A 24,278-nucleotide genomic window follows, 5' to 3' on the forward strand; every position below is an offset into this window, starting at 1 on the left:
CCCCAGGCCGCCTGACCTCCACCCCTGTCGGCGCCCGTCTTCGCTCTTCCCGCGCCGCCTCGCGCTCCCCCGCGCCGCTCACGCTCCTCCCGAGCCGCACCGCGCTCCTCCCGAGCCGCACCGCGCTCCTCCCGAGCCGCACCGCGCTCCTCCTGAGCCCGTCGTTCCCGCGCCGGGCCATTCCTGCGCCGCTACGCCTCCCTGTACCGCACACCTTCCGCGCCGCGCCCCTTCTGCCCTCTTGCCGCCGCGCCGCGCTTGTCTGCGCCCTGTCCGCGCCTCTTCACGCCACCACGCCGCGCGCGGCCGCCCCTTCCAGCCCCGCCACGCCCGACAGCCCAACCGTCCGCCGCTCGTGATCAAGGAGTTGGTGTCTCCCGCGGTCGTCCAGGCGGACACAAACTCCTTGATCACCGCCCGGTGACCGGGAGGTGGTGGTGCTCCCGGATCCAGCGCCGGTGATCAAGGGGTTTGTGTCACCGACGGTGCGCGAAATCGCCCCAAACTCCTTGATCAACGGAGCAGGGCGGGCGCCGGGAGCGGATCGGACTGCGGTTTCCGTCGACCGGGCCACGGCGCGCGGCAAGTCAGGCGGTGATCATGAGGTTGGCGGGGACGAAAAGGACCGCCGGTGCCGTCAACTTCATGATCGACGCAGGAAGCGTGCAGGGGGCGGCGCGCGGGGACGGCGCGCGGGGCACGGCGCGCGGGGCAGCCGGGAGGGGGAAAGCGGCAGGCCCGCTACCCCGGGAGGGGGTGCGGGCCTGCGACGGTGCTTCGGGTCAGTGCTCGGCGGTGCGGCGGGTGCCCGAGTAGTACTCGAACAGCAGCCCGCAGGTGGCGAGGACGACCGCCACCAGGCCCAGTCCCAGCAGCCAGAACTGCCAGAACACCAGGCCGAGACCGGCGATCGCGGCGGCCAGCGCCAGCCCGAACGGCCAGTAGCTACCCGGGCTGAAGAAGCCGACCTCACCGGCGCCGTCGGCGATCTCGCCGTCCGGCCGATCCTCGGGGCGCAGGTCGATACGGCGGGAGACGAACCAGAAGAAGCCGCCGCACATGGCGCAGAGCAGGAACGACAGCAGCAGCGCCACCGTGCCGATCCACTCGACGTGGCCGCCGCTGTCGGCATACGTCCAGGCGCCGTAGAGGATCGTCGCGCCGAGGAGGAACGTGGCGATGGTCAGGAAGATCTTCCACTCGGTCTTCATGCCGAACCCCTCAGCTTCCCGCGCCGGCCGACGCGTCGGACGGGTTGAAGTTGTTCACGTCGCGCCGGGTGTCGAACGGCTTCGTCTCGGTGGCGTACTCTTCCTCACCGATCGCGCCGAGCGCCTCCTGGGTCGACTTGCCGGCCTTCTTGGCCGCCAGGAACTGGTCGTACTTCTCCGGCGAGACGACCCGCAGCTCGAAGTTCATGAAGGCGTGGTAGCTGCCGCACAGCTCGGCGCAGCGGCCGACGAACGCGCCCTCCTGGTCGATGCTGGAGACCTCGAACGTGTTGCGCACGTTGCCCGGCATGACGTCCCGCTTGAACAGCAGCTCCGGCACCCAGAACGAGTGGATGACGTCGCGGCTGGTCTCCTCGAAGCGGATCGAGCGGCCGCTGGGCAGCACCAGGATCGGGATGACCTCGCTGGTGCCGAGCACCGAGGCGACGGTGTTGGCCTCGGGGCCCTGGCCGTCGCGGTAGTTGAACTGCCAGTTCCACTTGAACGCGACGACCTCGACGGTGACGTCCGGGTTCTTCGACTGCTTGTTCACGTCGGTCTGCACGACCGCCGTGTAGTAGAAGAGCACGGAGACCACGAGGATCGGCGCGATGGTGTAGAGGAACTCCATCGGCAGGTTGTAGCGGGTCTGCACCGGCAGCTCGTTGCCGCGCTTGCGGTAGCGGACCACGCACCAGAAGATCAGGCCCCACACGAACACGCCGACGGCGAGCGCCGCGATGCAGGACGCGATCCACAGGTCGTACATACGGTGCGACTCGGGCGTGATGCCGCCCTGCGGCCAGCCGAACCCGCCGAACGTCTTGCCGACGTCACAGCCGGTGAGCGAGACCAGCAGCGCCGCCGCGCCGAGACCGAGCCCGGCGATTCGACCAGCACCACGCCGCCGGCGTCCACCGGCCCCCGGGGAAGCGCTGTGCCGTACGGCCGAGCGCCGTACCTCCGAACTCCTTGCGACCACCTGGTCCTGCCTCCCTAGCGCGCCGCGGCGGTTGTTCTCCTTGACACCGACGGCAAAGGCGTCACCGACGGTCGCAGATTACTCGACCATGACCGGCCAGGCCGTCTTGGGGTCGCTGTCCACCCCCATCGGGGGGATCTTGGGCGTAACCGGGCGATAGCGTGGAACCCCATGAGCGCCTCCCCGGTCTACCTGGACGCCGCGACCGCGGCGCCGCTGCATCCGGTCGCGCGGCAGGCGATGCTGGCCGCCCTGGACGACGGCTGGGCCGACCCGGCCCGGCTCTACTCGGCGGCCCGCCGGGCCCGCCGGCTCCTCGACGCCGCGCGGGAGGCCACCGCGCAGACGCTCGGCGTCCGCGCCGACGAGCTGTCCTTCACCCCCAGCGGTACGACGGCAGCGCACGCCGCCGTACTCGGAGGCCTGGCCGGGCGGCGGCGGGCCGGGGCGACGCTTGTGCACTCGGCGATCGAACACTCGGCGGTGCTGCACGCCGCCCAGCGGCACACCGCGGCCGGCGGCGCGGCGGTGTCCGTACCCGTGGACCGGTCGGGCCGGCTGGACCTGGACGCGTGGGCGGCGGCGGTGGCCGCGCCCGGCGTGGCCCTCGCCGCGCTGATCGGGGCCAGTCACGAGGTGGGCACGGTGCAGCCGGTGCCCGCGGCGGCGGAGTCGTGCGCCGAGGCGGGCGTGCCGCTGTACGTGGACGCGGCGCAGCTGGCCGGCCGGGCGCCGCTGCCGGCGGGCTGGTCGGTGCTGAGCGCCAGCGCGCACAAGTGGGGCGGGCCGCCCGGCGTCGGGCTGCTCGTGGTGCGCAAGGGCACCCGGTGGGAGTCGCCCTACCCGGCCGACGAGCGGGAGTCGGGGCGTACCCCCGGGGTGGTGAACCTGCCGGCGGTGGTGGCGGCGGCGGCGAGCCTGCGCGCGGCGGCGGCCGACGCGGCGGCCGAGGCGGCCCGGCTGGGTCCGCTTGTCGACCGGATCCGGGCGCGGGTGGCGGCCGAGGTGCCGGACGTGGAGGTGGTCGGCGACCCGGTGGACCGGTTGCCGCACCTGGTGACGTTCTCCTGCCTGTACGTGGACGGCGAGGCGTTGCTGCACGCGCTGGACCGGCGCGGGTTCGCGGTTTCCTCCGGCTCGTCGTGCACGTCGTCGACGGTGCGCCCGTCACATGTGCTGGAGGCGATGGGGGTGCTGTCGCACGGCAACGTGCGGGTGTCGCTGCACCGGGGGACGACCGAGGCGGACGTGGAGCGGTTCCTGGCCGAGCTGCCCGGGATCGTGGCGGACCTGCGGGCGGAGGCGGGGGTGACGGACCTGTGAGCGCGAGGAGTGAGCCGGACGAGGTGCTGGACTGCCGGGGGCAGCGCTGCCCGCTACCAGTGATCAATCTCGCCCGGCTGGTGCCCGGCCTGCCGGCCGGCGCGGTGGTGCGGGTGCTGGCCGACGACCCGGCGGCGGCCGTCGACATCCCGGCGTGGTGCCGGATGCGCGGCCACGAGTTCCTCGCCGCGCACGAGGGCCCCGCCTACGACGTCCGGGTGTAAGGAAGGGCCCCTTCTTAACGCCTCAGGTAGAGGAAGGGGCCCTTGTTAACGCCCGACGACCGGCAGTCAGCGCAGGTACGCGAGGATGCCCGGCAGCGGGTCGGCGGCCACGGCGGTGTCGACCACCAGGCGCGGGCCGATCAGCGGCTCGTACTCGGCCCGGCGGCGCAGCGTCTGCTCCCAGGTGCCGTGCTCCTCGGGCGGGCGGGCCTCGACGCGGCGGCGGTGCTCCTCCTCGTCGCCGCAGTGCACCTCGATCACCCACAGTGGCACACCGGCCCGTTCGGCCACGTCGTGCCAGAGCCCCCGGGCGCTGGCGACCGGGTTCACCGCGTCGACCACCACGCTGAGCCCCAGGCCGAGCTGCACCTCGGCCAGCCCGGCGACCGCGCCGTAGGCGGCCATCCCGGATACGTCGCCGGTGAGGCCGTACCGGTGCAGGGCCCGCTCGACCGGGTCGACCGGCAGGACCGGGGCGCGCAGGGCGGTGCCGACCCGGGCGGCCAGGGTGGTCTTGCCCACACCCGGCAGCCCGGCGAACGCGACGAGGACCGGGCCGCCCGTGCCGGGGCGGACCTCCGGGTCCACCCCGCCGGCCGGGCCGGTCACAGCAGGTGCGGCCGGACGTCCTCGGCGGCCGCGTCACCGTACGACTCGGCGAGTCGCTTCACGAACAGGTCGCGGCGGACCTCGTACTCCTGGCCGCCGAAGTTCTCCAGCACGAGCGTGGCCAGCAGGCAGCCGACCTGGGCCGCGCGCTCCAGGCCGACGCCCCAGTCGAGCGCGGCGAAGAAACCGGCCCGGAAGCCGTCGCCGACACCGGTCGGGTCGACCGCCTGGATCTCCCGCGCGATCGGCACCCGGATCGTGCCGATCTCCCGGCCGGCGATCTCCACGCCCTGCTTGCCCAGCGTGGTGACCCGCACCTTGACCCGGTCCAGCAGCTGCTCGTCGGTCAGGCCGGCCTTGCTCTGCAGCAGCGACTTCTCGTACTCGTTCGTCATCAGGTAGTCGGCGCCCTCGACCAGGCCGAGCACGTCCGCGCCGTCCATCCGGGCGAGCTGCTGCGACGGGTCGGCGACGAAGGCGTAGCCGCGCTCCCGGCACTCGCCGGAGTGCCGGATCATCGCGGCCGGGTCGTTGGCGCTGACCAGCACCAGGTCCAGCCCGCCGAGGCGCTGCGCCACCGGGGCCAGCTCGATGTTGCGGGCCTCGCTCATCGCCCCGGCGTAGAAGGAGGCGATCTGGCACATGTCGGTGTCGGTGGTGCAGACGAAGCGTGCCGTGTGCGCGATCTCGCTGACGTGCACCGAGTCGCAGTCGACGCCGTGGCGCTCCAGCCAGGAGCGGTAGTCGGCGAAGTCGGCGCCGACCGCGCCGAGCAGCACCGGGCGCAGACCGAGCTGGGCCATGCCGAAGGCGATGTTCGCCGCGGTGCCGCCACGCCGGAGCACCAGTTCGTCGACGAGGAAGGACAGCGAGACCTTGTCGAGCTGGTCGGCGATGAGCTGGTCGGCGAAGCGGCCGGGGAAGCTCATCAGGTGGTCGGTCGCGATCGAGCCGGTCACGGCGATCTTCATGTCAACCCTCGGGGTCGGGAGCACGGCGCGGTCAGCCTACCGGCCCCCGGACCGGACGGACGGCGGTCGGTCACCAACCGGTCGATCAGCGCACATCCGGACGTCACGGCGAAGGGGTACGACGAAGCGGCGGGCCGCCCAGAGTGGGGTGGCCCGCCGCTTCCGGTCGGTCCGTCGGCTCAGCTGAAGGAGTCGCCGCAGGCGCAGGAGCTGCCCGCGTTCGGGTTGTCGATGGTGAAGCCCTGGGCGTCGATCCGGTCGGCGAAGTCGATGGTGGCGCCGGCCAGGTAGGGGGCGCTCATCCGGTCGACGACGACCTCGACACCGTCGAAGTCGGTGACGACGTCACCGTCGAGCGAGCGCTCGTCGAAGAACAGCTGGTACCGCAGGCCGGAGCAGCCACCCGGCTGCACGGCGACCCGGAGCCGCAGGTCGTCGCGGCCCTCCTGCTCGATCAGGGCCTTGACCTTCTGCGCCGCGACGTCGGTGAGGACGACGGTGCTGGGGGCCTTGGCCTCGGTCGACTCGGTCTGCGCTGGCGTGGTCACGTGGAAGTCTCCCTGCGCGGTATGAGGTCCGGACGTCCTGGCCAACGCCGCACGTCCGCCAGTGATTCCCGGTGTGGTCCGTCTTTCGATCGTACGCCGCCTCCGGCGCCGCCACCCGGCGGCGTGACCAGCGGAACCGGTCAGCGGCTCCACTGCCGGGCAAGGCGGGCGCCGAGCGCGCGCAGCCCTTCGGCCGGGCGGGTCATCGCCGCGTCCACTCCCCCGTGCTCCTCGCCGCCGAAGTGCTCGACCAGGCTGTACGCCTCGGTCACGCCGGCCGCCGCGGCCTCCCGTCGTCCGGTGCTCACCCGTCCCGCCAGCACCACGCAGGGCACGCCCCGGTCCCGGGCGGCCCCGGCCACCCCGGCGACCACCTTGCCGCGCAGCGACTGGTGGTCGAACGAGCCCTCACCGGTGATCACCAGGTCGGCGTCGTCGAGCGCGGCGTCCAGCCCCACCGCGCGGGTGACCAGGCCGATGCCCGATTCGCACCGGCCGCCGAGCGCCAGCACCGCCGCGCCGAGGCCGCCCGCGGCGCCGCCGCCGGGCAGCGCGCCCAGCCCGGACGGGCAGCCGGGCAGCCGTTCGGTCAGCACCTCCGCCCAGCGGGTCAGCGCGGCGTCGAGCAGCAGCACGTCGGCCCGGTCGGCGCCCTTCTGCGGGCCGAAGACGCTGCTCGCGCCGTGCAGCCCGAGCAGCGGGTTGTCGACGTCGGTGGCGGCGACGAGCGTGGCGCCGCGCAGCCGGGGCTCCCCGTCGAGCGCGGCCACCTCGGCCAGCGCCGCGCCGCCGTACGGCAGGGCCCGGCCGGCGCCGTCCAGCGGTGTGACGCCCAGCGGGACGAGCATCCCGGCGCCGCCGTCGTTCGTGGCCGAGCCGCCCAGCCCCACCACCACCGTGCGCGCGCCCGCCTCGACCGCGGCGGCGACGAGCAGCCCCAGCCCGTACGAGGTGGTGGCCTTGGGGTCGCGTTCGGCGGCGGTGAGCAGGTGCAGTCCGCAGGCCTGCGCGCTCTCCAGGTACGCCGTGCCGTCGCCGGTGAGCAGGATCTCACCCGCGGCCGGGCGGCCCAGCGGGTCGACGGTGGGCACCGGCACCCGGCGCCCGCCGAGCGCTCCGGCGAGCACGTCGACGAACCCCGGCCCGCCGTCGGCGAGTGGCCGGGCCAGCAGGTCGTCGCCGGGGGCGACGTCACGCCAGCCGTCGGCCACGGCGGCGGCCACGTCGGGGGCCGGCAGCGTGCCGGCGAACTTGTCCGGGCAGAGCAGCACGCGCATGCGCAGCAGTGTGGCAGGCCACATCCGAGGCGGCTGCGTCGCGGGCTCGCTGTGGGACCATGGGGTCGTGACTTCGACCTGGGTTGAGCCGTCCAACACCGCCACGGCGCTGCTGCTCCTCGGCCGCGGCAGCGACCCCGCCACCGAACGTGGCGTGGAGTGTCCGGGTGATCTCCCCGCGCCGAGCGACCCCGACCTGGTGGCCCGCGCCGCCGCCGCGAAGGCCGCGCTCGGCACGAAGGTGTTCGTCCTGGGCCACCACTACCAGCGCGACGAGGTGATCCAGTTCGCCGACGTGACGGGCGACTCGTTCAAGCTGGCCCGGGAGGCCGCCGCCCGCCCGGACGCGGAGTACATCGTCTTCTGCGGCGTGCACTTCATGGCCGAGAGCGCGGACATCCTCACCTCGGACGCGCAGAAGGTGATCCTGCCCGACCTCGCCGCCGGCTGCTCGATGGCCGACATGGCGGTGCTGTCGCAGGTCGAGGCCGCGTGGGACACGCTCACCGACCTGGGCATCGCGGCTGAGACCGTGCCGGTGACGTACATGAACTCCTCGGCGGACATCAAGGGCTTCGTCGGCCGCAACGGCGGCGTGGTCTGCACCTCGTCGAACGCCAAGCGGGCCCTGGACTGGGCCTTCGAGCAGGGCCGCAAGGTGCTGTTCCTGCCTGACCAGCACCTCGGCCGCAACACCGCGGTGCTGGAGATGGGCTTCTCGCTCGACGACTGCGTGCTCTACGACCCGCACAAGCGCAACGGCGGGCTGACCCCGGAGCAGCTGCGGGACGCGAAGATGATCCTGTGGCGCGGCCACTGCTCGGTGCACGGCCGGTTCACGCTCGACAGCGTCAACGACGTCCGCGAGCGGGTGCCGGGCGTGAACGTGCTGGTGCACCCGGAGTGCCGCCACGAGGTGGTGAACGCCGCCGATCTGGTCGGCTCGACCGAGTTCATCATCAGGACCATCGAGGCGGCCCCGGCCGGCTCGGCGTGGGCGGTCGGCACCGAGCTGAACCTGGTGCGCCGGCTCGCGCTGGCCCACCCGGACAAGCAGATCATGTTCCTCGACCGGGCGGTCTGCTACTGCTCGACGATGAACCGGATCGACCTGCCGCACCTGGTCTGGGCGCTGGAGGAGCTGGTCGCCGGGCGTGTGGTCAACCAGATCACGGTGGACCCGGAGACCGCCCGACACGCCCGGTCGGCGCTGGACCAGATGCTCGCCCTTCCGGGAGCCTGATCACCGTCGGTGACACCGCTGGCACGGAAACGCACCGGACACCCCGGTTCGTGCCCTCGCTGGCGATGTGACCGATTCCATTCCCGTCACGGAGGGCTATGCTGCCGGGGCGACGACACACGCGGCCCGTTTTCCCATGACCGCGTTCCGGGTAGCGATGAACTTCGTGCACCCATCACTAGACACGGCAGCACCCAACGCGCTGGAGGTTGCGTTGACCGACGACGTCCTGGTCGTACACGGAGGCACTCCGCTTGAAGGGCGGATCCGCGTGCGCGGCGCGAAGAACCTGGTGTCCAAGGCGATGGTGGCCGCCCTGCTGGGCGACACACCCAGCCGGCTGTTCGACGTGCCGCGTATCCGTGACGTCGAGGTGGTCCGCGGTCTGCTCGGCCTGCACGGCGTCAAGGTCAGCGACGGCGTGGAGGAGGGCGAACTCGTCTTCGACCCCTCGAACGTCGAGAGCGCCAGCACCGACCAGATCAACGTGCACGCCGGGTCCAGCCGGATCCCGATCCTGTTCTGCGGCCCGCTGCTGCACCGGCTCGGCCACGCCTTCATCCCCGACCTGGGCGGCTGCCACATCGGCCCGCGCCCGATCGACTTCCACCTCCAGGCGCTGCGCGAGTTCGGCGCCACGGTCGAGAAGACGCCGGAGGGCCTGCACCTGTCCGCGCCCAACGGGCTGCACGGCACGAAGTTCGCCCTGCCGTACCCGAGCGTGGGCGCCACCGAGCAGGTGCTGCTCACCGCGGTGATGGCCGAGGGCGTCACCGAGCTGCGCAACGCGGCGGTCGAGCCGGAGATCATCGACCTCATCTGCGTGCTGCAGAAGATGGGCGCGATCATCAAGGTCCACACCGACCGGGTGATCGAGATCCAGGGCGTCAAGAAGCTGCACGGCTACACGCACCGGCCGATCCCGGACCGGATCGAGGCGGCCAGCTGGGCGGCGGCGGCACTCGCCACCCGCGGTCACGTCGAGGTGCTGGGCGCCCAGCAGGCCGACATGATGACCTTCCTGAACATCTTCCGGTCGGTCGGCGGCGAGTACGAGGTCACCGACCTGCGCCCGCCGCGCGGCGGCAGCCCGGGCCAGGAGGGCGGCATCCGGTTCTGGCACCCGGGCGGCGAGCTGAACGCGGTGGCGCTGGAGACCGACGTGCACCCCGGTTTCATGACCGACTGGCAGCAGCCGCTGGTGGTCGCGCTCACCCAGGCCCGGGGCCTGTCGATCGTCCACGAGACGGTCTACGAGCAGCGGCTCGGCTACACCGAGGCACTGAACACGATGGGCGCCAACATCCAGGTCTACCGGGACTGCCTCGGCGGCACCCCGTGCCGTTTCGGCCGGCGCAACTTCAAGCACTCCGCGGTCATCGCCGGGCCGAGCAAGCTGCACGCCGCCGACCTGGTCATCCCGGACCTGCGTGCCGGGTTCAGCCACCTGATCGCGGCGCTGGCCGCCGAGGGCACCTCCCGGGTGTACGGCGTGGACCTGATCAACCGCGGCTACGAGGACTTCGAGGCCAAGCTGGCCGACCTCGGCGCACACGTCGAGCGTCCCTGACCGTCCCGTTCACTCGTCCGGCCGCGCCCGGTGCACCCGTGATGTGCACCGGGCGCGGCCGGTTGGCTACCCTTGCCGCGTGCCGTCGCTGTTTCGCCGCAAGCCCGCCGACCTCGTCGAGGAGTCCGTCACCACGGTGACGACCGACGAGGAGTCCGCCGCCCGCCCCCGGGGCTACACGCCCAGCAAGAAGGAACTCGGGCAGGTCACGCCGAAGCGCCCGGTCGCCGGTCGCCGGCCGACCGCGCCGGCGAAGCCGCTGACCAAGGAGGAGGCCCGCGCGCAGCGCCGCGCCGCCCGCGCCGAGGCCGCCGCCGAGTTCCGCCGCGAGGGCGGGCCGCGTGACCGGGGTCCGGAGCGGCTGCTGGCCCGCAACGTGGTCGACTCCCGCCGTACGATCGGCACCTGGTTCTTCGGCGGCGCGCTGATCGTGCTGTTCGGCTCCAACCAGGCCATGCCGCCGATCGTGCGGCTGCTGTCGAACGTGCTGTGGGGCGCGCTGGCGCTCGGTGTGCTGATCGACTCGGTGCTGATCTCCCGGAAGATCAAGCGGCTGGTCCGCGAGCGCTTCCCGAAGAGCACCGAGAAGCTCGGCTCGCTCTACTTCTACGCGATCATGCGGTCGATCACGTTCCGCCGGATGCGCGCGCCCGCGCCCCGGGTGAACATCGGCGACAAGGTCTGACCCGGCGTCAGGCCACGCCGAGCAGGCGCAGCACCGCTGTGGTGGCCGCCGCCGCGACCACGACCAGCACGAACGGCGCCCGGCGCCAGGCGAGCAGCAGGCCGACGAGCACCCCGGCGGGCCGGGCGAAGCCGGCGAAGCCGCCGGCCTCGGTGAGCGCCGCGGTGGCGGCGAGCGCGGCGAGCAGCGTGGCGGCGCCGACCGGCAGCAGGTGACGGGACCACTCCGGCAGGTCGAGCCGGTCCCGCAGCAGCACCCCGGCGACCCGGAACCCGTAGGTGCCGGCGGCCAGCGCGAGGATCACGGCGATCAGCACGAGACCTCCCCGGCCCGTACGCTCCGGCCATCAGCCGCTTCGTCAGCGGTCGCGTCCGGCGCGGCGTCCGGGTCGGGCGACGCGGCGGTCACATCGGACGGCGCGGCGGGTAGCCGGCGGCGGGCCAGCAGCGGCAGGGCCAGCGCGGCGAGCGCGAGCAGCACCGGCAGCCCGGCCGGCAGCAGCGGGGTGGCCAGCACGGCGAGGCCGGCGCCGAGGAGCGCCACCCGGCGGGTCTCCCGGTCGCGCAGGCTGGGCAGCAGCAGCGCGGCCAGTCCCGCGGGGAACGCGGCGTCGAGTCCCAGCGTTGCCGGGTCACCTGCCGCACCGCCGGCGAGCACGCCGAGCGCGGTGCCGGCGTTCCAGGCCAGGAACAGCAGCACCCCGGCGAGCCAGAACGCCCGGCGCCGCTGCGGCCCGGCCGGGCGGGCCAGCGCGAACGCCGTCGCCTCGTCGGTCATCAGGTGGCTGCCGAGCAGCCGCTGCGCGCGGCGGGTGCCGAGCGCACCACCGAGGGCCAGGCCGAACGGCAGGTGCCGGGCGTTGAGGAGCAGGCCGGCGAGGACCGCCGCGAGCGGGCTGCCGGCTGCGACGAGGCCCACTGCCATGAACTGGGCGCCACCGGCGTAGACGACCGCGGACATGGCGAGCGTGGCCCACACGGGCAGGCCGGCGGCCACCGCCACGGCACCGAACGAGGCGCCCACGGCGAGCATCGCCGCGCCGATCGCGGCGACGTCGCGCAGCACCCGGGCATCGCCCGTTCGGTTTGCCGTACGCACGTCCATTATCCTGAACGGGAGCACGCTGGTTCGTCAAACCGAACAGACCGACCGATGGAGCGAACATATGGCGATCGACCCCGCTCCCCCGCTCGCCACCATCGCCGCCGCGCTGCGCCGCGAGCGCGAACGGGCGGGCCTGTCGCTCACCGAGCTGGCCCGCCGCGCCGGGATCGCCAAGTCCACCCTGTCCCAGCTGGAGTCCGGGTCCGGCAATCCCAGCGTGGAGACGCTCTGGGCGCTCGGCGTGGCGCTGGACGTACCGTTCAGCCGCCTGGTCGAACCGCCCACCGCCGCCGTCCGGGTGGTCCGGGCCGGGCAGGGGCCCCGGATCCGGTCCGAGCACGCCGACTTCTCGGCCACCCTGCTCGCCGCCGGGGCGCCGCACGCCCGGCGCGACGTCTACGTGATGGAGCTGGAACCCGGCGCGGTCCGGATCGCCGAGGCGCACACCCCGCGCAGCGTCGAACACGTCGTGGTGGCCGCCGGACGGATGCGCGTCGGCCCCGAGACCGACCTGGTCGAGCTGGAGCCGGGCGACTACGCCACCTTCCCCGGTGACACCCCGCACCGGTACGAGGCGCTGGCCCCCGGCACCTTCGCCGTACTCGTCATGGAGCACCCGTGACCGCGGACGGCGCCCGGTAGAGCCGGGTCACCACCTCCTCGATGTCCGGCTCCACGATCGAGATGTCCCGCAGCGTGGTCAGGCCGGCCAGCCCGGCCACCACCTCGGCGACGCTCGCCCGTTCCAGCGCGAAGACCAGCCGCCGCCCGTCCGCCTCCACCCGCTGCACCGGCGCGCCGGGCAGCACCGGCGGCTCGGGCAGCGCCGTGTCCAGCTCGGCGATTACCATCCGGCGCGAGCCGTACCGGCGGTGCAGCTCCGCGATCGACCCGTCGTGCACCACCCGCCCGTGGTCGATCACCACGAGCCGCCGGCACAGCCGCTCGATGTCGGCCAGGTCGTGCGTGGTCAGCACGAGCGTGGTGTCCCCGGCCCGGCCCAGCTCGGCCAGGAAGCCGCGTACCGCCTGCTTGCTGACCACGTCCAGGCCGATCGTCGGCTCGTCCAGGAACAGCACCTCCGGGCCGTGCAGCAGCGCCGCGGTCAGCTCGCCGCGCATCCGCTGACCCAGCGAGAGCTGCCGGACCGGGATGTCCAGGAACCCGTCCAGGTCGAGCAGCTCCCGGCAGCGGGCCAGCCGGGCCGCGTGCTCGCCGGCCGGCACCCGGTAGACGTGCCGCAGCAGGTCGAACGAGTCCCGCAGCGGTAGATCCCACCAGAGCTGCGAGCGCTGCCCGAACACCACCCCGATGCGCAGCGCCAGCCGGGTCCGGTCGGCCACCGGGCGCAGCCCGCACACCCGGGCCCGCCCGGACGACGGCGTCAGCACACCGGTGAGCATCTTCAGCGTGGTCGACTTCCCGGCACCGTTCGGGCCGATGTAGCCGAGCATCTCGCCGCGCTCCACCCGCAGGTCGACCCCGTCGACGGCGGTCACCGTCCGCTTCTCGCGCCGCAGCGGACCGGCCTTCACCCGGACCGTGAACTCCTTGCGCAGACCGTCCATCTCGATGACGCTCATGACCCCGTACTCCGGTAGTGACGGACCCCGACGCGCCAGGCCAGGGCGGCCAGCGCCGCGGCGACCACCGCGACGCCCGGCGCGGCCCAGCCCGTCCAGCGCGGCAGGCCGAGCGGGTCGGCGCGGCCCAGCAGCGCCAGCGCCGGGTGGTAACTGACGAAGGCGAACCCCATTCCGTACGCGAACAGCGCGCGGAACCACCCGCCGTACACGGTGATCGGGTACGAGGTGAAGTCGCGTCCGCCGTAGGTGACCGCGTTCGCCAGCTCGCCCGAGTCGACCCAGTAGAACGACACGGTCGCGGTCAGCACGAAGACCGAGCCGAAGAAGACCACCGCGGCCGGCGGCGCGACCACCGCCAGCGCGACCCGGCCGGGCGTCCAGTCGATGCCGGCCGAGACGAGCGCGAACAGCAGCACGGCGAGCCCGAACACGGCCCGGGACAGCTTGCGCAGCGGCAGGTCCATCAGCAGCAGTTGCGGCAGCGCCCCGAGCGGGCGGACCAGCACGGCGTCGAAGAGGCCGGTGCGCACGTACCGGGGAAGCCGTTCGATGTTGCCGACCAGCAGGTCGGCGGTGGCGAAGCCGCACGACGACAGGCCGACCACGACGAGCGTCTCACGCAGCGTGAAGCCGCCCAGCTCCCGCGTCACGCCGAAGATCACCAGGACGGTGACCACGTCGAACACGGTGGCGCCCACGTTGCCGACCAGGTCCACCACGAACGACGTGCGGTACGCGGCCTGCGAGCGCGCCTGCGCACCGAGCAGCGCCCGGTACGCGCGCAGCTCAGCCAGGTCAGCCACCCTGGGCGCGCTGCCGCGCTCAGCCACCCTGGGCGCGCTGCCGCGCTCAGCCACCCTGGACCACCAGGCGGCGCTCGGCGCGGCGCTGCACCAGCCGGCACAGCGCCAGCAGCAGCACCGCCCAGCCGGCCTGCACGCCGACCAGGGTGAGACCGGTGGCCATCGGCTCCCGCTCGACGAGCACGTCCAGCGGCACCTGGAGGATGCTGGGGAACGGGGTGGCGTACCGCAGGACCGCCTCCAGCGGGCCGGGCAGGAACCCGAGTGGGAAGTAGAGCCCCGCCAGCACGCCCGAACCGAGCGTCCACAGGATCATCGGACCCCGGACGTCCTGCAGCCAGTACGCGGTCGCGTTGACCAGGTAGCGGCAGCCGAAGCAGACCACCACCGCGAGCAGCGCGGAGAGCAGGAACAGCGGCACCGTGGCCCAGTGCCGGGGCACGTACACCGCGAAGAAGAGCGGGCCGACCACCAGCGGCGGCACCAGCCGGGCCAGCGACGCGAACCCGGCCCGGCCCAGGTCGGTGGCGAGATAGCTGGTCACCGGATGCACCGGCCGCAGCAGGTCGGCGGCGACCTCGCCGGTACGGATCCGGTCGGCCAGATCGGTCCAGCCCCAGACGGCGATCACCGCCAGCAGCCCCTGGCCGGCCCAGACGAACGTGGCGAGTTGCGCCCTGTCGTAGCCGGCCACGGTGCCCGCCGCACCCGTCGCCGCGAGGAAGATGTAGCACCGCAGGAAGCCGAACACGGTGTTGGTGCACAACCCCGCCACGGCGGCCTGACGGTAGGTCGCGTGCCGCCGGAACCCGGCCGCCGCGATCGCGCCGAATGTCCGAAACCATGGGGTAACGTGTGCGCCGGTGGGTGGTGCCACAGTGGCGGTGACCGAGCCCACGCCGTTACCCTCCTTCCGCAGCCACGACGTGCTGGACCGGGCGACTGTACCGGCACGTCCGGCGCCCCAGCGCGAGATTTTCCGATGAGGTGACACCGCCGTGAGCGAGCGACGCGAGCCGGCCCCGGGGCCGTCCCGCGCGAGCGGCCGGAGGGGTTGCCGATGAGCGGCTGGGGTAGCTGGCGCGAGCCGGCCGAACCGGCCTGGGCCGCCGAGCCCACCCACGAGTGGCAGCCGCAGTTCCCCGGGCAGCGCTACCCGGGTGACATCGGCATCGAGAACCTGACGCCGCGTCCGCGCGCCGTGGTCGGCCGGGCCGAGGTACGCCCGGTCAGTCCCGCGCCGGACGAGGACACGTACCCGGTGAGCCCCGCCGGTCCCCGGCCCGCGGGGCACGAGGGCGGGCGCCCGGTGAGTCCGGCCGGTGGTCATCCGGTCAGCCCGGCCGGCCCGCGCGGCGCATACCCCGTCGGTGCCGGTCCGCGCGATGCGTCTCCGACCGGTTCCGCTCGTCCACGGTGGGCGGACCCGGTCAGCCCGGCCGGCCCGCGCGACGCGCACCGCGCGGTCCCGGACGCCTACCCGGTCAGCCCGGCCGGTCCGCACGGCGCGTACCCGACCAGCCCGGCGGCGCCGCGCGAGGCGTACCCGATCAGTCCCGCGGTCCCGCCCGGCGTGCACCCGACCAGCCCCGCCGGTCCACGCGGCGCGCACCCGGACGGACCGGCAGGACCACGCGGCGGGCGCCCGGACAGTCCGGTAGAGCCGCGCGGCGGGCACTCGGACGGGGCGGCGAGACCACGTGGCACGTACCTGGACGGGCCGGGTGCCTCGCGCGGGGCGTACCCGATGGGTTCCGGCGGTCCCGGCGGACAGCGCCCCGCCGGGCCGGACGAGCGGCGCGGGTATCCGGACGGCCCCGGCGCGGACGGCCGCCGGCCCCACCGGCCCGGTCCGCCGCCGGAGCGGCTCGACCAACGCTGGGTACACCCCGACGGCCCACCCCGTCGGGCCGCCCAGCCGGGCTGGATGCCGGAGCCGAACGAGGCTCCGCACCGGGCCGATCGCCCGGCGGACGGCAGGCGCGCCCCGGCCGACGGCCGTCCGGCGGCTTCCGGCGAACGATGGGGCGAGGCACCCGACGCCCGTCGTGACCACTCCCCCGCCGCGCGTGGCGGTCCCCTGCCCGACGGACGTCGCGGCCCCTTCCCGGAGCCGTCCCAGATCGACCCCGCCCGTGGTCGGCGCGGTCCCGGCGTCGACGGGCGCGACGAGGCCGCGCCGCAGTCGGAGCGGAGTGCGGCCGGTCGGGTCGAGCCGGGCCGGCGTGAGCCAGGCTGGGCCGATCCGGCTCGCGACGGCCGGCGCGAAGCAGGCTGGAGCGAGCCGGGCCACGGCGGCCCCGGCTGGGGCGGTTCGGGCCACGAGGGCCGGCGTGAGCCCGTTCGTGACGGCTGGCGCGAGCCCGGCCCACGTCCCCCGGCGGACCGGCGCGACCCGGCCGATGGCCGGTGGGACGATCGTGCGCCGGGCCGCGAGGCCGCCGCGTACCCCGAGACCCAGCGCCGGGCACCCGAGAACGGGCGGCCCGCGCCGCAGAGTGAGCCCGACCGGTACGGCGCGCAGGGACACCGTCCGGCTGACCCGCAAGCGTCCGCCCCGGCGCGGCCGGGCGCCGACCAGCGTTGGCAGCGCCCGCCAGCCGATCGCCCCCGCCCGCACCAGGGCGAGTGGCCCGTCATCGAGCCCCGCCCCCGGCCGGAGCCCGACGCGTACCGGCCGGACGAGCGGCACCGCCCACCCGCGGATCGGCCGGTACCGCCCCGGCACCCAATGCCGCCCGCCGACGGTCCACGCCCCGACGCGCGCCGTCCCGAGCAGGACGGTCCCGTCCGTCCGGACCCCCGCGACGCTCGGCCTGCCGGCACGGGCGGGCAGCCCGACGGCAGCGGTCCGCGCACCCACGCCCCCCGGACGCCCACCGCCCCGATGCGCCCCGAGACCGGCCGGCCGCAGCCGGAGCAGGACCGTCGCCGGCCGGACGAGGTCGCCGCGCGTCCCGAGTCCCGGCCGCAGCAGTGGCCGGTACGGCCCGACGAGCGCCGTCCGGACACCCCGGACCAGGCGGCCGCGCGCCCCGACGACCGTGCCCGCCCTGCCTCGGCGGTGCCGGATCCGCTGTCGGCACCGCGCACACCCACGCGCCCCGGCGACGGCTCGCCGTCGACCGGCCAGGCCCGGCTGCGGCCCGTGCCACCAGCCGGTACGGACGAGCAGCACCGGACGCCGGCGCCGGGCCGGTACGAGGCGACCCGTCCGCCGGTCTCCGAGCCCGACCGGCGCGTGGCCGACGGCGGTTCCGCACCGGCCGTTCCTGTCCGCGACGAGCCCTCGCCCGCCGCGCCCTCGGGCCCCAGGTCGGACGCGCCCTCAGCCCCGGCGTCGGAGAGGCCTTCCGGTCCCGCGCCCCGCGTGCCGGCTAGCCCCACACCCGGCGCGCCCGCTTCTGCGGATCCGGGGTCGAGCGCACCGGTATCCGGCGGGGTCGCTCCCGCCGCGCCGGTTGTCGGCACGCCCAGCGGAGATGCGCAGGCACCTACCGGTACCGGACGAGCGGAGGCAGCCCGCCCCGCGCCGACGCCGGGCCGGACCGAGGAACGTCAGAGTCCTCCTCCGGCTGGCCCCGTCCAGCCGACCCGGGCCGCGCCGGCTCGTCCCGCACCGCCCACCTATCCGGGCCCTGCCCCGGCCCGGCCGACCGCGCCACCACCGGTCGTCCCGGCGACGCGCCCCGCCGACCCGGCGCCGCGCCCCGCCGAACCGGAGGCACAGGCGGCTCGGCCCACTGCAGGCACGAGCGCGGTCCCCGACATGGGGGCCGATCGCCCGGTAGCCGACCCGCGTACCCGAACCACGCCCGGCACCCCGACAACGCCTGGCACAGATACCGGCAGTCGAGCGGTCGACGTGGACGTCGAGACGACGCCGCCCCGGACGGTCACCCCGGCCACGCCGACCGCCGGCACCGGTCGGCCCGAGACCGATGTGCACGTCCCCGTCGAGGACGGCAACCGGGGAGCCGGCGCCGGCACGCGGCCCGAGTCCCGCTCGGACGGAGGCCGGCCCGATGCCGAAATGGACGTGAAAGCCACGTCCACTACGGACACCGTCTCTTCGGAAGCCGACGCGGACACCCGGCCCCCACAGGGCGCGGACCACCTGGGAGCCGACGCGTCCTCCGACCGGAACGACAAGCCGTCGGAGAACGGCCGACCGCCGGAGCCGTCCCCCGGCGCCGAGGCATGGTTCCGCCCGAACCAGGCCGCCGAAGCCCCGAAACCGCCGGAGATCTTGGACGATTTCGACCCCTCTGAGGGCCCTTTCGTACCAAGATCTCTACCCGGCCAGGACTCGATCGCGCCGTCGGGTGGCGAGCGCGGTGGGGGGCCGTCCGTCGGGACGCCGGCGGCATCGCTCGGCGCGCCCACGCCGGCCACGCACCCGAACGGCGACGACGGGCCTCCAGCGGTGGTGGAGGCCTCGCAAGCGGCGGCGAAGGGGCCGGAAGCCGCACCCGCACCCGCACCCGCACCCGCACCCGCACCCGCACCGATCGTCACGGCTTCCGCCGTGGACGCGTCGACCGTCGGCGCATCGGTCGATGCCGCAACGACCACCGGCTCACCGGCCGTACCCGTGCACGCGTCGATCACCCCGCCTCCGGCCGAGCCGACGACGGCGGACACCAGCGTTCCCGTACCCGACGGTCCGCGCGCGGAGCCCGAGCCGCACGGCGCGATGGCTGCCGCACCCGAGCGGCTCAGCCCTGCGCCGGAGCGCACTCCGAACGATGTCGCCGCCTCCGGCACCATCGAGAACCGGCAGGACGACGCGGCACCGGAGAGCACTGCCGACGAGACGACGCGCGAGACCATCGCCGACGGCACAGCCCAGGAACCAGCGGCGGCCGACGGCACCGGCCACTCCGCACCCACACCGTCCACCCCGGAGCCGGTCGGCACGGCCGCTGATGCGGACGCCACCGCTGCCGCGCCCGAGCAACAGGCGCAAGCACAGGCCGAAGACACCGAACCGACCCCGGCCGGCACGGAGCACGACGCCGAACACGCCGGCAGCGCCGACCACACCAACAGCACCGACGACACCGACGACGAAGACGACGCGCAGGATCGGCGTACCCCCGAAGCCGGAACCGACGACGGCGCCGAGCCGGCGACGGACATCGAACCTGCGGCGGACGCCGAACCGCCGCCTCCCGTCGACCCGGAGCAGGCCCTCGCCGCAGTCGGCTGGGAACTGGATCCGCTGACGCTGCGCGAGCGGGCCCCCGACCCGGCGCAGCTGCGGGTGATCCGGGACGGGCTGACCGGCAAGCTGGACACCACGCTCGACAACCGCAGCCGGGCCCGGCTGCTGAGCCTGCGGGCGGTGGCGTCGCGGATCCTCGGTGACCTGGACGACGCGCTCGGGGACGCGCGGCTGGCCGTCACGTACGCGGAGGCCACCGGCGAGTTCCGGCGGACCGCGCTGGCCCGCGCGCGCCTGGCGGAGGCGCTGCGGTGGCGGGGTGACCACGCGGAGGCGGACCGGCTCTTCGCCGAGGCGAACTCGCCGGAGCTGCCGGACCGGCTGCGCGCGCTGCTGCACGAGCACGCCGGGCGGTGCTGCTTCGACCAGGGCCGGCTGACCGAGGCGTGCCTGCACTTCGAGCGGGCGCTGGACCTGCGTCACGGCGAGGACGCGCAGCTCAACGCCCGGGTCGAGGTCGCGCTGGACGCGGTCGCGGAGCGGGCCGCCGCCGACGGCTTCGGGCCCGCGCCGCGCCGGCCCGAGGAGGTGCTCGGCACGCCGTGTCCGCCGGTGGCGACGTTCGACGAGGAGCAGCAGCTCTGGGGGTACGCGGACGCCGGCGGCGAGATGGTCATCGCGCACCGGTACGCCGAGGCGCAGCCGTTCCACGAGGGACTGGCCTGGGTACGGCGGCCGGAGGCGTCCCGGTGGGCGCTGATCGACACGTCCGGCGCGGCGCTGATCGAGGCGAACAACGGCTACCGGGCGGTGGTGCCCTTCTCGGACGGGCTGTCCTGGGTGTCGATGGACGGCAAGAGCCGGTGGATGGCCGTCGACCGGATGAACATCGTGAAGATCCCGCCCGGGTACGAGGAGGCCAGGCCGTTCCGCAACGGCCTGGCGGCGGTACGGCAGAACGGCGGCTGGGGCGCGGTGGACCTCACCGGCGAGGTGGTGGTGCCGACCCGGTACCACCGTCTCGGCACGCCGCTCGCGGACGGGCGTGAGGTCGACGGGTTCACCGCCGACGGGCTGGCGGTGGTCGAGCTGGCGGGCCGCCGGGGCGTGGTGGACCGGGCCGGCCGGGTGGTGGTGCCGCCGGCGTACCCGACTGTGGTGGTGCACCCGGTGGCGTTCCTGGTCGCCGCCGAGTCGGGCCGGTGGGGCGCGCTGGACCGGCGCGGCGAGCCGCTCATCGACCCGGTGCACCCGGGCCGGGCGGCGGTGGTCGCGGAGATCGACCGGCTGCTCGCCGACGCCAGCCCGGTGCTCTGACCCGCGCCCGGCACGCCACCCGGAGCGGCGGCGACCCGGCCCGCCGGAACCGGCACTCCTCGGGCCGGCCGCTCACGCCGTCGTCGGGGGGCCGAGCAGCTCGATGCCGTTACGGGCGGCGGCGTGCCCGAGCGCGGCCGGGTCGACCGGCGCCGGGTCGGGCAGCCGGCGGTGCGGCGCGGGCACGCCTGCTTCCGCGGCGAACCGCTCGAACCCGGCCGGGGTGGTGATCTGGAGCGCGCGCAACGGCTCGTCCGGGCCGACCACGAAGGTGTGCGCCAGGCCCACCGGCAGCAGGACGAAGTCACCGGGACCGGCGGTGAGCGTATCGCCGTCGCAGTGGAACCGGGCGGTGCCGGAGAGCAGGTAGAACATCTCGTCCTCGACCTGGTGGCGGTGCAGTGGCGGGGCGAAGCCGGGCGGGTTCACGAACTCGGCGACGGTGAGGCGGTCCCGGGTGTGCCGGCCGCCGGCCTTGAGCGTGCACAGGTTGCCGAGGAACCAGTACGCCTCGCCGTCGTCGGGGCCGAGCAGGTAGGGGCGGACGGACATGGGGCGGCCTCCGATTTCAGTGAATGCGAGAATATTCGATAGCCCGCAGTCTAGTGAATAGATTGTTAGTATCGCGAGGTCATGGCTGGAGTCAAGGACGGCAAGCCGACGCGCCCCTACCGCTCGGCGGTGCGCGAGGAGAGCGCCCGGCGTACCCGGCAGGCGGTGGTGCGGGCGGCGACCGACCTGTTCGTCACGCGCGGCTACGCGGCGACGTCGCTGGCCGACGTGGCCGTCGAGGCGGGCGTCGCCCGGCCCACCGTGTTCGCCGTGTTCGGCTCCAAGGGCGCCCTGCTGCGCCAGGTGCTCGACGAGGCGCTCGCCGGTGACGACGAGCCGGTGCCGGTGGCGCGCCGCCCCTGGTTCCAGCCGGTCTGGGAGGCGACCGACCAGGGCGCGGTGCTCGACGCGTACGCCGGGGTCTGCACGCTGATCGGCCACCGCGCGGCCGGCGCCTTCGAGACGGTGCGCCGCGCCGCGGACGATGCGCCCGAGGTGGCCGAGCTGTGGGAGACGCTGCTGCGCAACCGCCGCGCGGGGGCCGCCATGGTGGTCGACCGGCTGCTCACCCTGGACGGCCCGCTCCGGCCGGACGCGGGCACCGGACGCGCGGTCGACGCGCTGTGGTTCTACAACGACCCGGCGCACTACGCGGCACTGGTGCAGCGGTGCGGGTGGACGGAGGAGGGTTTCCGGCAGTGGCTCGCCGCCCGGATGCGCGACGCGCTGCTGGGGGCGTGAGCGCCGGACGGCGTCCGGGACCGGGCAGGTCTAGGGTCGGGAGCATGGAATTCCGTCACCTGGGCCGTTCCGGCCTGATGGTCAGCGAGATCTCGTACGGCAACTGGATCACCCACGGCTCGCAGGTCGAGGAGGACGCGGCGGTCGCGTGCGTCCGCGCCGCGATCGACAGCGGCATCACCACCTTCGACACCGCCGACGTGTACGCGGGCACCCGCGCCGAGTCGGTGCTCGGCCGCGCGCTCAAGGGCGAGCGTCGCGAAGGGCTGGAGATCTTCACCAAGGTCTACTGGCCGACCGGTCCCGGCCGCAACGACAGGGGTCTGTCCCGCAAGCACATCATGGAGTCGATCGACGGCTCGCTGCGCCGCCTCCAGACCGACCACGTGGACCTCTACCAGGCTCACCGCTACGACTACAGCGCCCCGCTGGAGGAGACGATGGAGGCCTTCGCCGACGTCGTACGCTCCGGCAAGGCGCACTACATCGGCGTCTCCGAGTGGAAGGCGTCCCAGCTGCGTGAGGCGCACGCGCTGGCCCGCGAGCTGCGCATCCCGCTGATCTCGAACCAGCCGCAGTACTCGATGCTGTGGCGGGTCATCGAGACCGAGGTGGTCCCCACCAGTGAGGAGCTGGGCATCGGCCAGATCGTCTGGTCGCCGATGGCCCAGGGCGTGCTGTCCGGCAAGTACCTGCCGGGCCGGCCGCCGCCCGCCGGCTCCCGCGCCACCGACGAGAAGTCCGGCGCCGGGTTCATCGCCCGGTTCATGACCGACGACGTGCTCACCCGCGTGCAGCGGCTCAAGCCGCTGGCCGAGCAGGCCGGGCTGACCATGCCGCAGCTCGCCGTCGCCTGGGTGCTGCAGAACCCGAACGTCTCCTCGGCGATCATCGGCGCGTCCCGGCCGGAACAGGTGCACGACAACGTGAAGGCGGCGGGCGTGAAGCTCGACGCCGACCTGCTCAAGGCGATCGACGAGATCGTCGAGCCGGTCACCGAGCGGGACCCGGCGAAGACCGAGAGCCCGGCTCAGCGCCCGTGACCTCGCGTCGTTCCCGGGCCGGCTCGCACCGGCCCGGGAACGACCGGGCCGGCTACTCCCAGAAGCGGATCAGGGCGTAACCGATCTGGTACAGCTCGCGCGGCAGGCCGAGCGCGTCGCCGACGGCGAAGACCGCGCCGAAGAACACCCGGTTGATCTGCGGGCTCCACAGCAGCGCGAACAGCAGAATGAAGCCGTACGGGGCGAACAGGTCGTACATCCGCCGGTAGGCGGGACTGAGCCAGGGCTGGAGCATGTTGCCGCCGTCCAGACCGGGCACCGGCAGCAGGTTGAGCACGCTGGCGGTGAGCTGGAGGAACGCGAGCAGCCCGACGCCGGCCCAGAACTCCAGCGGCCCGCCCAGTTCCGGCCCCCACGCCACCGCCGCGACCAGCACCAGCGTGAACAGCACGTTGGTGGCCGGACCGGCCAGGCTGACCAGCGTGTGCCGCAGCCGGCCGGGGATCGCGTGCCGGTCCACCCAGACCGCGCCGCCGGGCAGCCCGATGCCGCCGAGCAGCACCACGACCACCGGCAGCACGATCGACAGCAGCGGGCTGGTGTACTTCAGCGGGTTGAGCGTGAGGTAGCCGCGGTGCGCGATGTCCCGGTCACCGGACCGGTACGCGACCACGGCGTGCGCGTACTCGTGCAGGCACAGCGAGACCAGCCAGCCGGACACCACGAAGAGGAACACGTCGAAGCCGACGTTGCCGTACCGGTTCCAGGTCATCACCCCGGAGGCGACGAACAGCGCCACCAGGGCCAGGAAGATCGGGCTGGGCCGGAACGCCGCCCGGGGCACGCCGAGGATCAGCGGCTCGCCCGGGCGGTCGTAGCCCGTCATTCGGCCGGGGGTTGCAGGCTCATCCGGTAGTCCACCCGGTCGTCCTCGACCAGCACGACCGTGGTGACGCCGGATGCCGCGAGCTCCCGCCAGGTCTGGCCGATCCACGACTCGGCGTCCGCCTGGCTCGTGAACGACTCGGCCGGCCCGTCGGCCGCGTCGCCGTTCGTGCCCTCGTACCGCCAGCTCCACGCCATGCCGCGTCTCCCCTCGCCGCCGTCGTCCCGTGGGACGCCAAACCTCCGCAAGCCTAGTCGGCCCCGCCGACGACGGCCCGCCACCACATCGATCATGCCGACCGGCCCCGCCCACCGCACCGTCGATCTTGCGGTTGATGCCCCGACAGAGCGGTCATTCCCGGCATCCCGGGGGCCGCACGTGCAAGATCGGCGGCGGGGAGAGGGTGGGGCACGGGCGGGACGGGGGTGGGGAGGGGCGAGCTGCCCGGAACGCGGGCGGGCGAACTAAGGTACGG

Annotated in this window: 23 protein-coding genes; 9 read left to right on the forward strand and 14 right to left on the reverse strand. The window is 74.3% G+C overall.

All coding sequences use genetic code 11. The annotated features are described in order from the left end of the window. Nucleotides 1–782: 782 nt before the first annotated feature. A complete protein-coding gene (locus NMK34_RS21940; protein WP_013287699.1) occupies nucleotides 783–1,211 on the reverse strand; it encodes a cytochrome c oxidase subunit 4 in 429 nt (142 codons plus the stop codon). 10 nt (nucleotides 1,212–1,221) lie between these two features. Further along, nucleotides 1,222–2,193, reverse strand: coding sequence for a cytochrome c oxidase subunit II (gene coxB, locus NMK34_RS21945; RefSeq protein WP_318334994.1), 972 nt, complete (start codon nucleotides 2,191–2,193; stop codon nucleotides 1,222–1,224). A gap of 171 nt (nucleotides 2,194–2,364) precedes the next feature. Between coxB and NMK34_RS21950 the strand changes: the two genes are divergently transcribed. Both NMK34_RS21950 and NMK34_RS21955 read left to right on the forward strand, forming a co-directional pair. After that, on the forward strand, nucleotides 2,365–3,516 hold the full coding sequence (locus NMK34_RS21950) for a cysteine desulfurase family protein (RefSeq protein WP_318334995.1): 1,152 nt from the start codon (nucleotides 2,365–2,367) through the stop codon (nucleotides 3,514–3,516). Further along, nucleotides 3,513–3,740, forward strand: a complete 228-nt coding sequence (locus NMK34_RS21955; protein WP_318334996.1) for a sulfurtransferase TusA family protein — start codon at nucleotides 3,513–3,515, stop codon at nucleotides 3,738–3,740. The genes NMK34_RS21950 and NMK34_RS21955 overlap by 4 nt, the downstream gene beginning before the upstream one ends. Before the next feature lie 66 nt (nucleotides 3,741–3,806). On the opposite strand, the gene NMK34_RS21960 is transcribed toward NMK34_RS21955, so the two are convergent. The 4 genes from NMK34_RS21960 to NMK34_RS21975 form a co-directional block, all read right to left on the reverse strand. Next, nucleotides 3,807–4,349, reverse strand: a complete 543-nt coding sequence (locus tag NMK34_RS21960; RefSeq protein WP_318334997.1) for an ATP-binding protein — start codon at nucleotides 4,347–4,349, stop codon at nucleotides 3,807–3,809. Continuing rightward, nucleotides 4,346–5,320: a carbohydrate kinase family protein gene (locus NMK34_RS21965; protein ID WP_318334998.1), complete on the reverse strand. Its 975-nt coding sequence runs from the start codon at nucleotides 5,318–5,320 to the stop codon at nucleotides 4,346–4,348. The genes NMK34_RS21960 and NMK34_RS21965 overlap by 4 nt, the downstream gene beginning before the upstream one ends. 179 nt (nucleotides 5,321–5,499) lie before the next feature. Beyond that, on the reverse strand, nucleotides 5,500–5,868 hold the full coding sequence (gene erpA, locus NMK34_RS21970) for an iron-sulfur cluster insertion protein ErpA (RefSeq protein WP_091421072.1): 369 nt from the start codon (nucleotides 5,866–5,868) through the stop codon (nucleotides 5,500–5,502). Between the two features lie 140 nt (nucleotides 5,869–6,008). After that, the gene (locus NMK34_RS21975) at nucleotides 6,009–7,169 is read right to left on the reverse strand and encodes a glycerate kinase (RefSeq protein WP_318334999.1); all 1,161 of its coding nucleotides are present in this window, start codon (nucleotides 7,167–7,169) and stop codon (nucleotides 6,009–6,011) included. A 43-nt stretch (nucleotides 7,170–7,212) separates the two neighbouring features. Between NMK34_RS21975 and nadA the strand changes: the two genes are divergently transcribed. The 3 genes from nadA to NMK34_RS21990 all read left to right on the forward strand — a co-directional run bounded on the left by nadA (nucleotide 7,213) and on the right by NMK34_RS21990 (nucleotide 10,643). Next, on the forward strand, nucleotides 7,213–8,388 hold the full coding sequence (nadA, locus tag NMK34_RS21980) for a quinolinate synthase NadA (RefSeq protein WP_318335000.1): 1,176 nt from the start codon (nucleotides 7,213–7,215) through the stop codon (nucleotides 8,386–8,388). A gap of 214 nt (nucleotides 8,389–8,602) precedes the next feature. After that, on the forward strand, nucleotides 8,603–9,958 hold the full coding sequence (gene murA, locus NMK34_RS21985) for a UDP-N-acetylglucosamine 1-carboxyvinyltransferase (RefSeq protein ID WP_135241354.1): 1,356 nt from the start codon (nucleotides 8,603–8,605) through the stop codon (nucleotides 9,956–9,958). A gap of 79 nt (nucleotides 9,959–10,037) precedes the next feature. Beyond that, nucleotides 10,038–10,643, forward strand: coding sequence for a DUF3043 domain-containing protein (locus NMK34_RS21990; protein WP_318335001.1), 606 nt, complete (start codon nucleotides 10,038–10,040; stop codon nucleotides 10,641–10,643). Nucleotides 10,644–10,650: 7 nt separating this feature from the next. Here NMK34_RS21990 and NMK34_RS21995 read toward each other — a convergent pair whose 3' ends face one another. Continuing rightward, complete coding sequence (locus NMK34_RS21995; RefSeq protein ID WP_318335002.1) at nucleotides 10,651–10,959, reverse strand: AzlD domain-containing protein; 309 nt, start codon at nucleotides 10,957–10,959, stop codon at nucleotides 10,651–10,653. After that, nucleotides 10,953–11,741 carry an AzlC family ABC transporter permease gene (locus NMK34_RS22000; protein WP_318335003.1) on the reverse strand — a complete coding sequence of 263 codons (789 nt, stop codon included), beginning with the start codon at nucleotides 11,739–11,741 and terminating at the stop codon, nucleotides 10,953–10,955. The genes NMK34_RS21995 and NMK34_RS22000 overlap by 7 nt, the downstream gene beginning before the upstream one ends. A 67-nt stretch (nucleotides 11,742–11,808) precedes the next feature. Here NMK34_RS22000 and NMK34_RS22005 point away from each other — a divergent pair, with 67 nt between their 5' ends. After that, nucleotides 11,809–12,369 carry an XRE family transcriptional regulator gene (locus tag NMK34_RS22005; protein WP_318335004.1) on the forward strand — a complete coding sequence of 187 codons (561 nt, stop codon included), beginning with the start codon at nucleotides 11,809–11,811 and terminating at the stop codon, nucleotides 12,367–12,369. Here NMK34_RS22005 and NMK34_RS22010 read toward each other — a convergent pair. Genes NMK34_RS22010 through NMK34_RS22020 form a run of 3 tightly spaced genes read right to left on the reverse strand, consistent with a single transcriptional unit; the run spans nucleotide 12,353 to nucleotide 15,034 of the window. Continuing rightward, complete coding sequence (locus tag NMK34_RS22010) at nucleotides 12,353–13,330, reverse strand: ATP-binding cassette domain-containing protein (protein ID WP_318335005.1); 978 nt, start codon at nucleotides 13,328–13,330, stop codon at nucleotides 12,353–12,355. The two genes, NMK34_RS22005 and NMK34_RS22010, sit on opposite strands and share 17 nt — an antisense overlap. Further along, the gene (locus NMK34_RS22015) at nucleotides 13,327–14,127 is read right to left on the reverse strand and encodes an ABC transporter permease (protein WP_318336399.1); all 801 of its coding nucleotides are present in this window, start codon (nucleotides 14,125–14,127) and stop codon (nucleotides 13,327–13,329) included. Before NMK34_RS22015 ends, NMK34_RS22010 begins: the two co-directional genes overlap by 4 nt. Nucleotides 14,128–14,182: 55 nt before the next feature. After that, nucleotides 14,183–15,034 carry an ABC transporter permease gene (locus tag NMK34_RS22020; RefSeq protein ID WP_318335006.1) on the reverse strand — a complete coding sequence of 284 codons (852 nt, stop codon included), beginning with the start codon at nucleotides 15,032–15,034 and terminating at the stop codon, nucleotides 14,183–14,185. Between the two features lie 3,630 nt (nucleotides 15,035–18,664). Here NMK34_RS22020 and NMK34_RS22025 point away from each other — a divergent pair. Then, entirely contained in the window at nucleotides 18,665–20,620 is a 1,956-nt protein-coding gene (locus NMK34_RS22025) for a WG repeat-containing protein (RefSeq protein WP_412098908.1), read from the forward strand. 72 nt (nucleotides 20,621–20,692) lie between these two features. Here the strand turns inward: NMK34_RS22025 and NMK34_RS22030 are convergent, their stop codons facing one another. Then, entirely contained in the window at nucleotides 20,693–21,172 is a 480-nt protein-coding gene (locus tag NMK34_RS22030) for a cupin domain-containing protein (RefSeq protein WP_318335007.1), read from the reverse strand. Nucleotides 21,173–21,253: 81 nt separating this feature from the next. On the opposite strand from NMK34_RS22030, the gene NMK34_RS22035 reads away from it, so the two are divergent. Both NMK34_RS22035 and NMK34_RS22040 read left to right on the forward strand, forming a co-directional pair. Further along, nucleotides 21,254–21,913: a helix-turn-helix domain-containing protein gene (locus NMK34_RS22035; protein ID WP_318335008.1), complete on the forward strand. Its 660-nt coding sequence runs from the start codon at nucleotides 21,254–21,256 to the stop codon at nucleotides 21,911–21,913. A gap of 44 nt (nucleotides 21,914–21,957) precedes the next feature. After that, nucleotides 21,958–22,956 (forward strand): aldo/keto reductase family protein, encoded by a 999-nt coding sequence (locus tag NMK34_RS22040; RefSeq protein ID WP_318335009.1) that lies wholly within the window; start codon nucleotides 21,958–21,960, stop codon nucleotides 22,954–22,956. 52 nt (nucleotides 22,957–23,008) lie between these two features. Here NMK34_RS22040 and NMK34_RS22045 read toward each other — a convergent pair whose 3' ends face one another. Beyond that, complete coding sequence (locus NMK34_RS22045) at nucleotides 23,009–23,803, reverse strand: site-2 protease family protein (RefSeq protein WP_013475714.1); 795 nt, start codon at nucleotides 23,801–23,803, stop codon at nucleotides 23,009–23,011. Then, a complete protein-coding gene (locus NMK34_RS22050) occupies nucleotides 23,800–24,000 on the reverse strand; it encodes a hypothetical protein (RefSeq protein WP_194801142.1) in 201 nt (66 codons plus the stop codon). The genes NMK34_RS22045 and NMK34_RS22050 overlap by 4 nt, the downstream gene beginning before the upstream one ends. Nucleotides 24,001–24,278: the final 278 nt, after the last annotated feature.

Source organism: Micromonospora sp. BRA006-A, from assembly GCF_033433935.1.
In the GTDB taxonomy this organism is placed as follows: Bacteria; Actinomycetota; Actinomycetes; order Mycobacteriales; family Micromonosporaceae; genus Micromonospora; species Micromonospora aurantiaca.

Excerpts from the sequence above, each read along its gene's own strand:
- NMK34_RS22035 (WP_318335008.1), top strand. The coding sequence starts at position 21,254 with ATGGCTGGAGTCAAGGACGGCAAGCCGACGCGCCCCTACCGCTCGGCG.
- NMK34_RS22030 (WP_318335007.1), bottom strand. The coding sequence starts at position 21,172 with ATGTCCGTCCGCCCCTACCTGCTCGGCCCCGACGACGGCGAGGCGTAC.
- NMK34_RS22050 (WP_194801142.1), bottom strand. The coding sequence starts at position 24,000 with ATGGCGTGGAGCTGGCGGTACGAGGGCACGAACGGCGACGCGGCCGAC.
- NMK34_RS22045 (WP_013475714.1), bottom strand. The coding sequence starts at position 23,803 with ATGACGGGCTACGACCGCCCGGGCGAGCCGCTGATCCTCGGCGTGCCC.
- NMK34_RS22005 (WP_318335004.1), top strand. The coding sequence starts at position 11,809 with ATGGCGATCGACCCCGCTCCCCCGCTCGCCACCATCGCCGCCGCGCTG.
- NMK34_RS21965 (WP_318334998.1), bottom strand. The coding sequence starts at position 5,320 with ATGAAGATCGCCGTGACCGGCTCGATCGCGACCGACCACCTGATGAGC.
- NMK34_RS21975 (WP_318334999.1), bottom strand. The coding sequence starts at position 7,169 with ATGTGGCCTGCCACACTGCTGCGCATGCGCGTGCTGCTCTGCCCGGAC.
- NMK34_RS21950 (WP_318334995.1), top strand. The coding sequence starts at position 2,365 with ATGAGCGCCTCCCCGGTCTACCTGGACGCCGCGACCGCGGCGCCGCTG.
- NMK34_RS22040 (WP_318335009.1), top strand. The coding sequence starts at position 21,958 with ATGGAATTCCGTCACCTGGGCCGTTCCGGCCTGATGGTCAGCGAGATC.
- NMK34_RS22010 (WP_318335005.1), bottom strand. The coding sequence starts at position 13,330 with ATGAGCGTCATCGAGATGGACGGTCTGCGCAAGGAGTTCACGGTCCGG.
- NMK34_RS21940 (WP_013287699.1), bottom strand. The coding sequence starts at position 1,211 with ATGAAGACCGAGTGGAAGATCTTCCTGACCATCGCCACGTTCCTCCTC.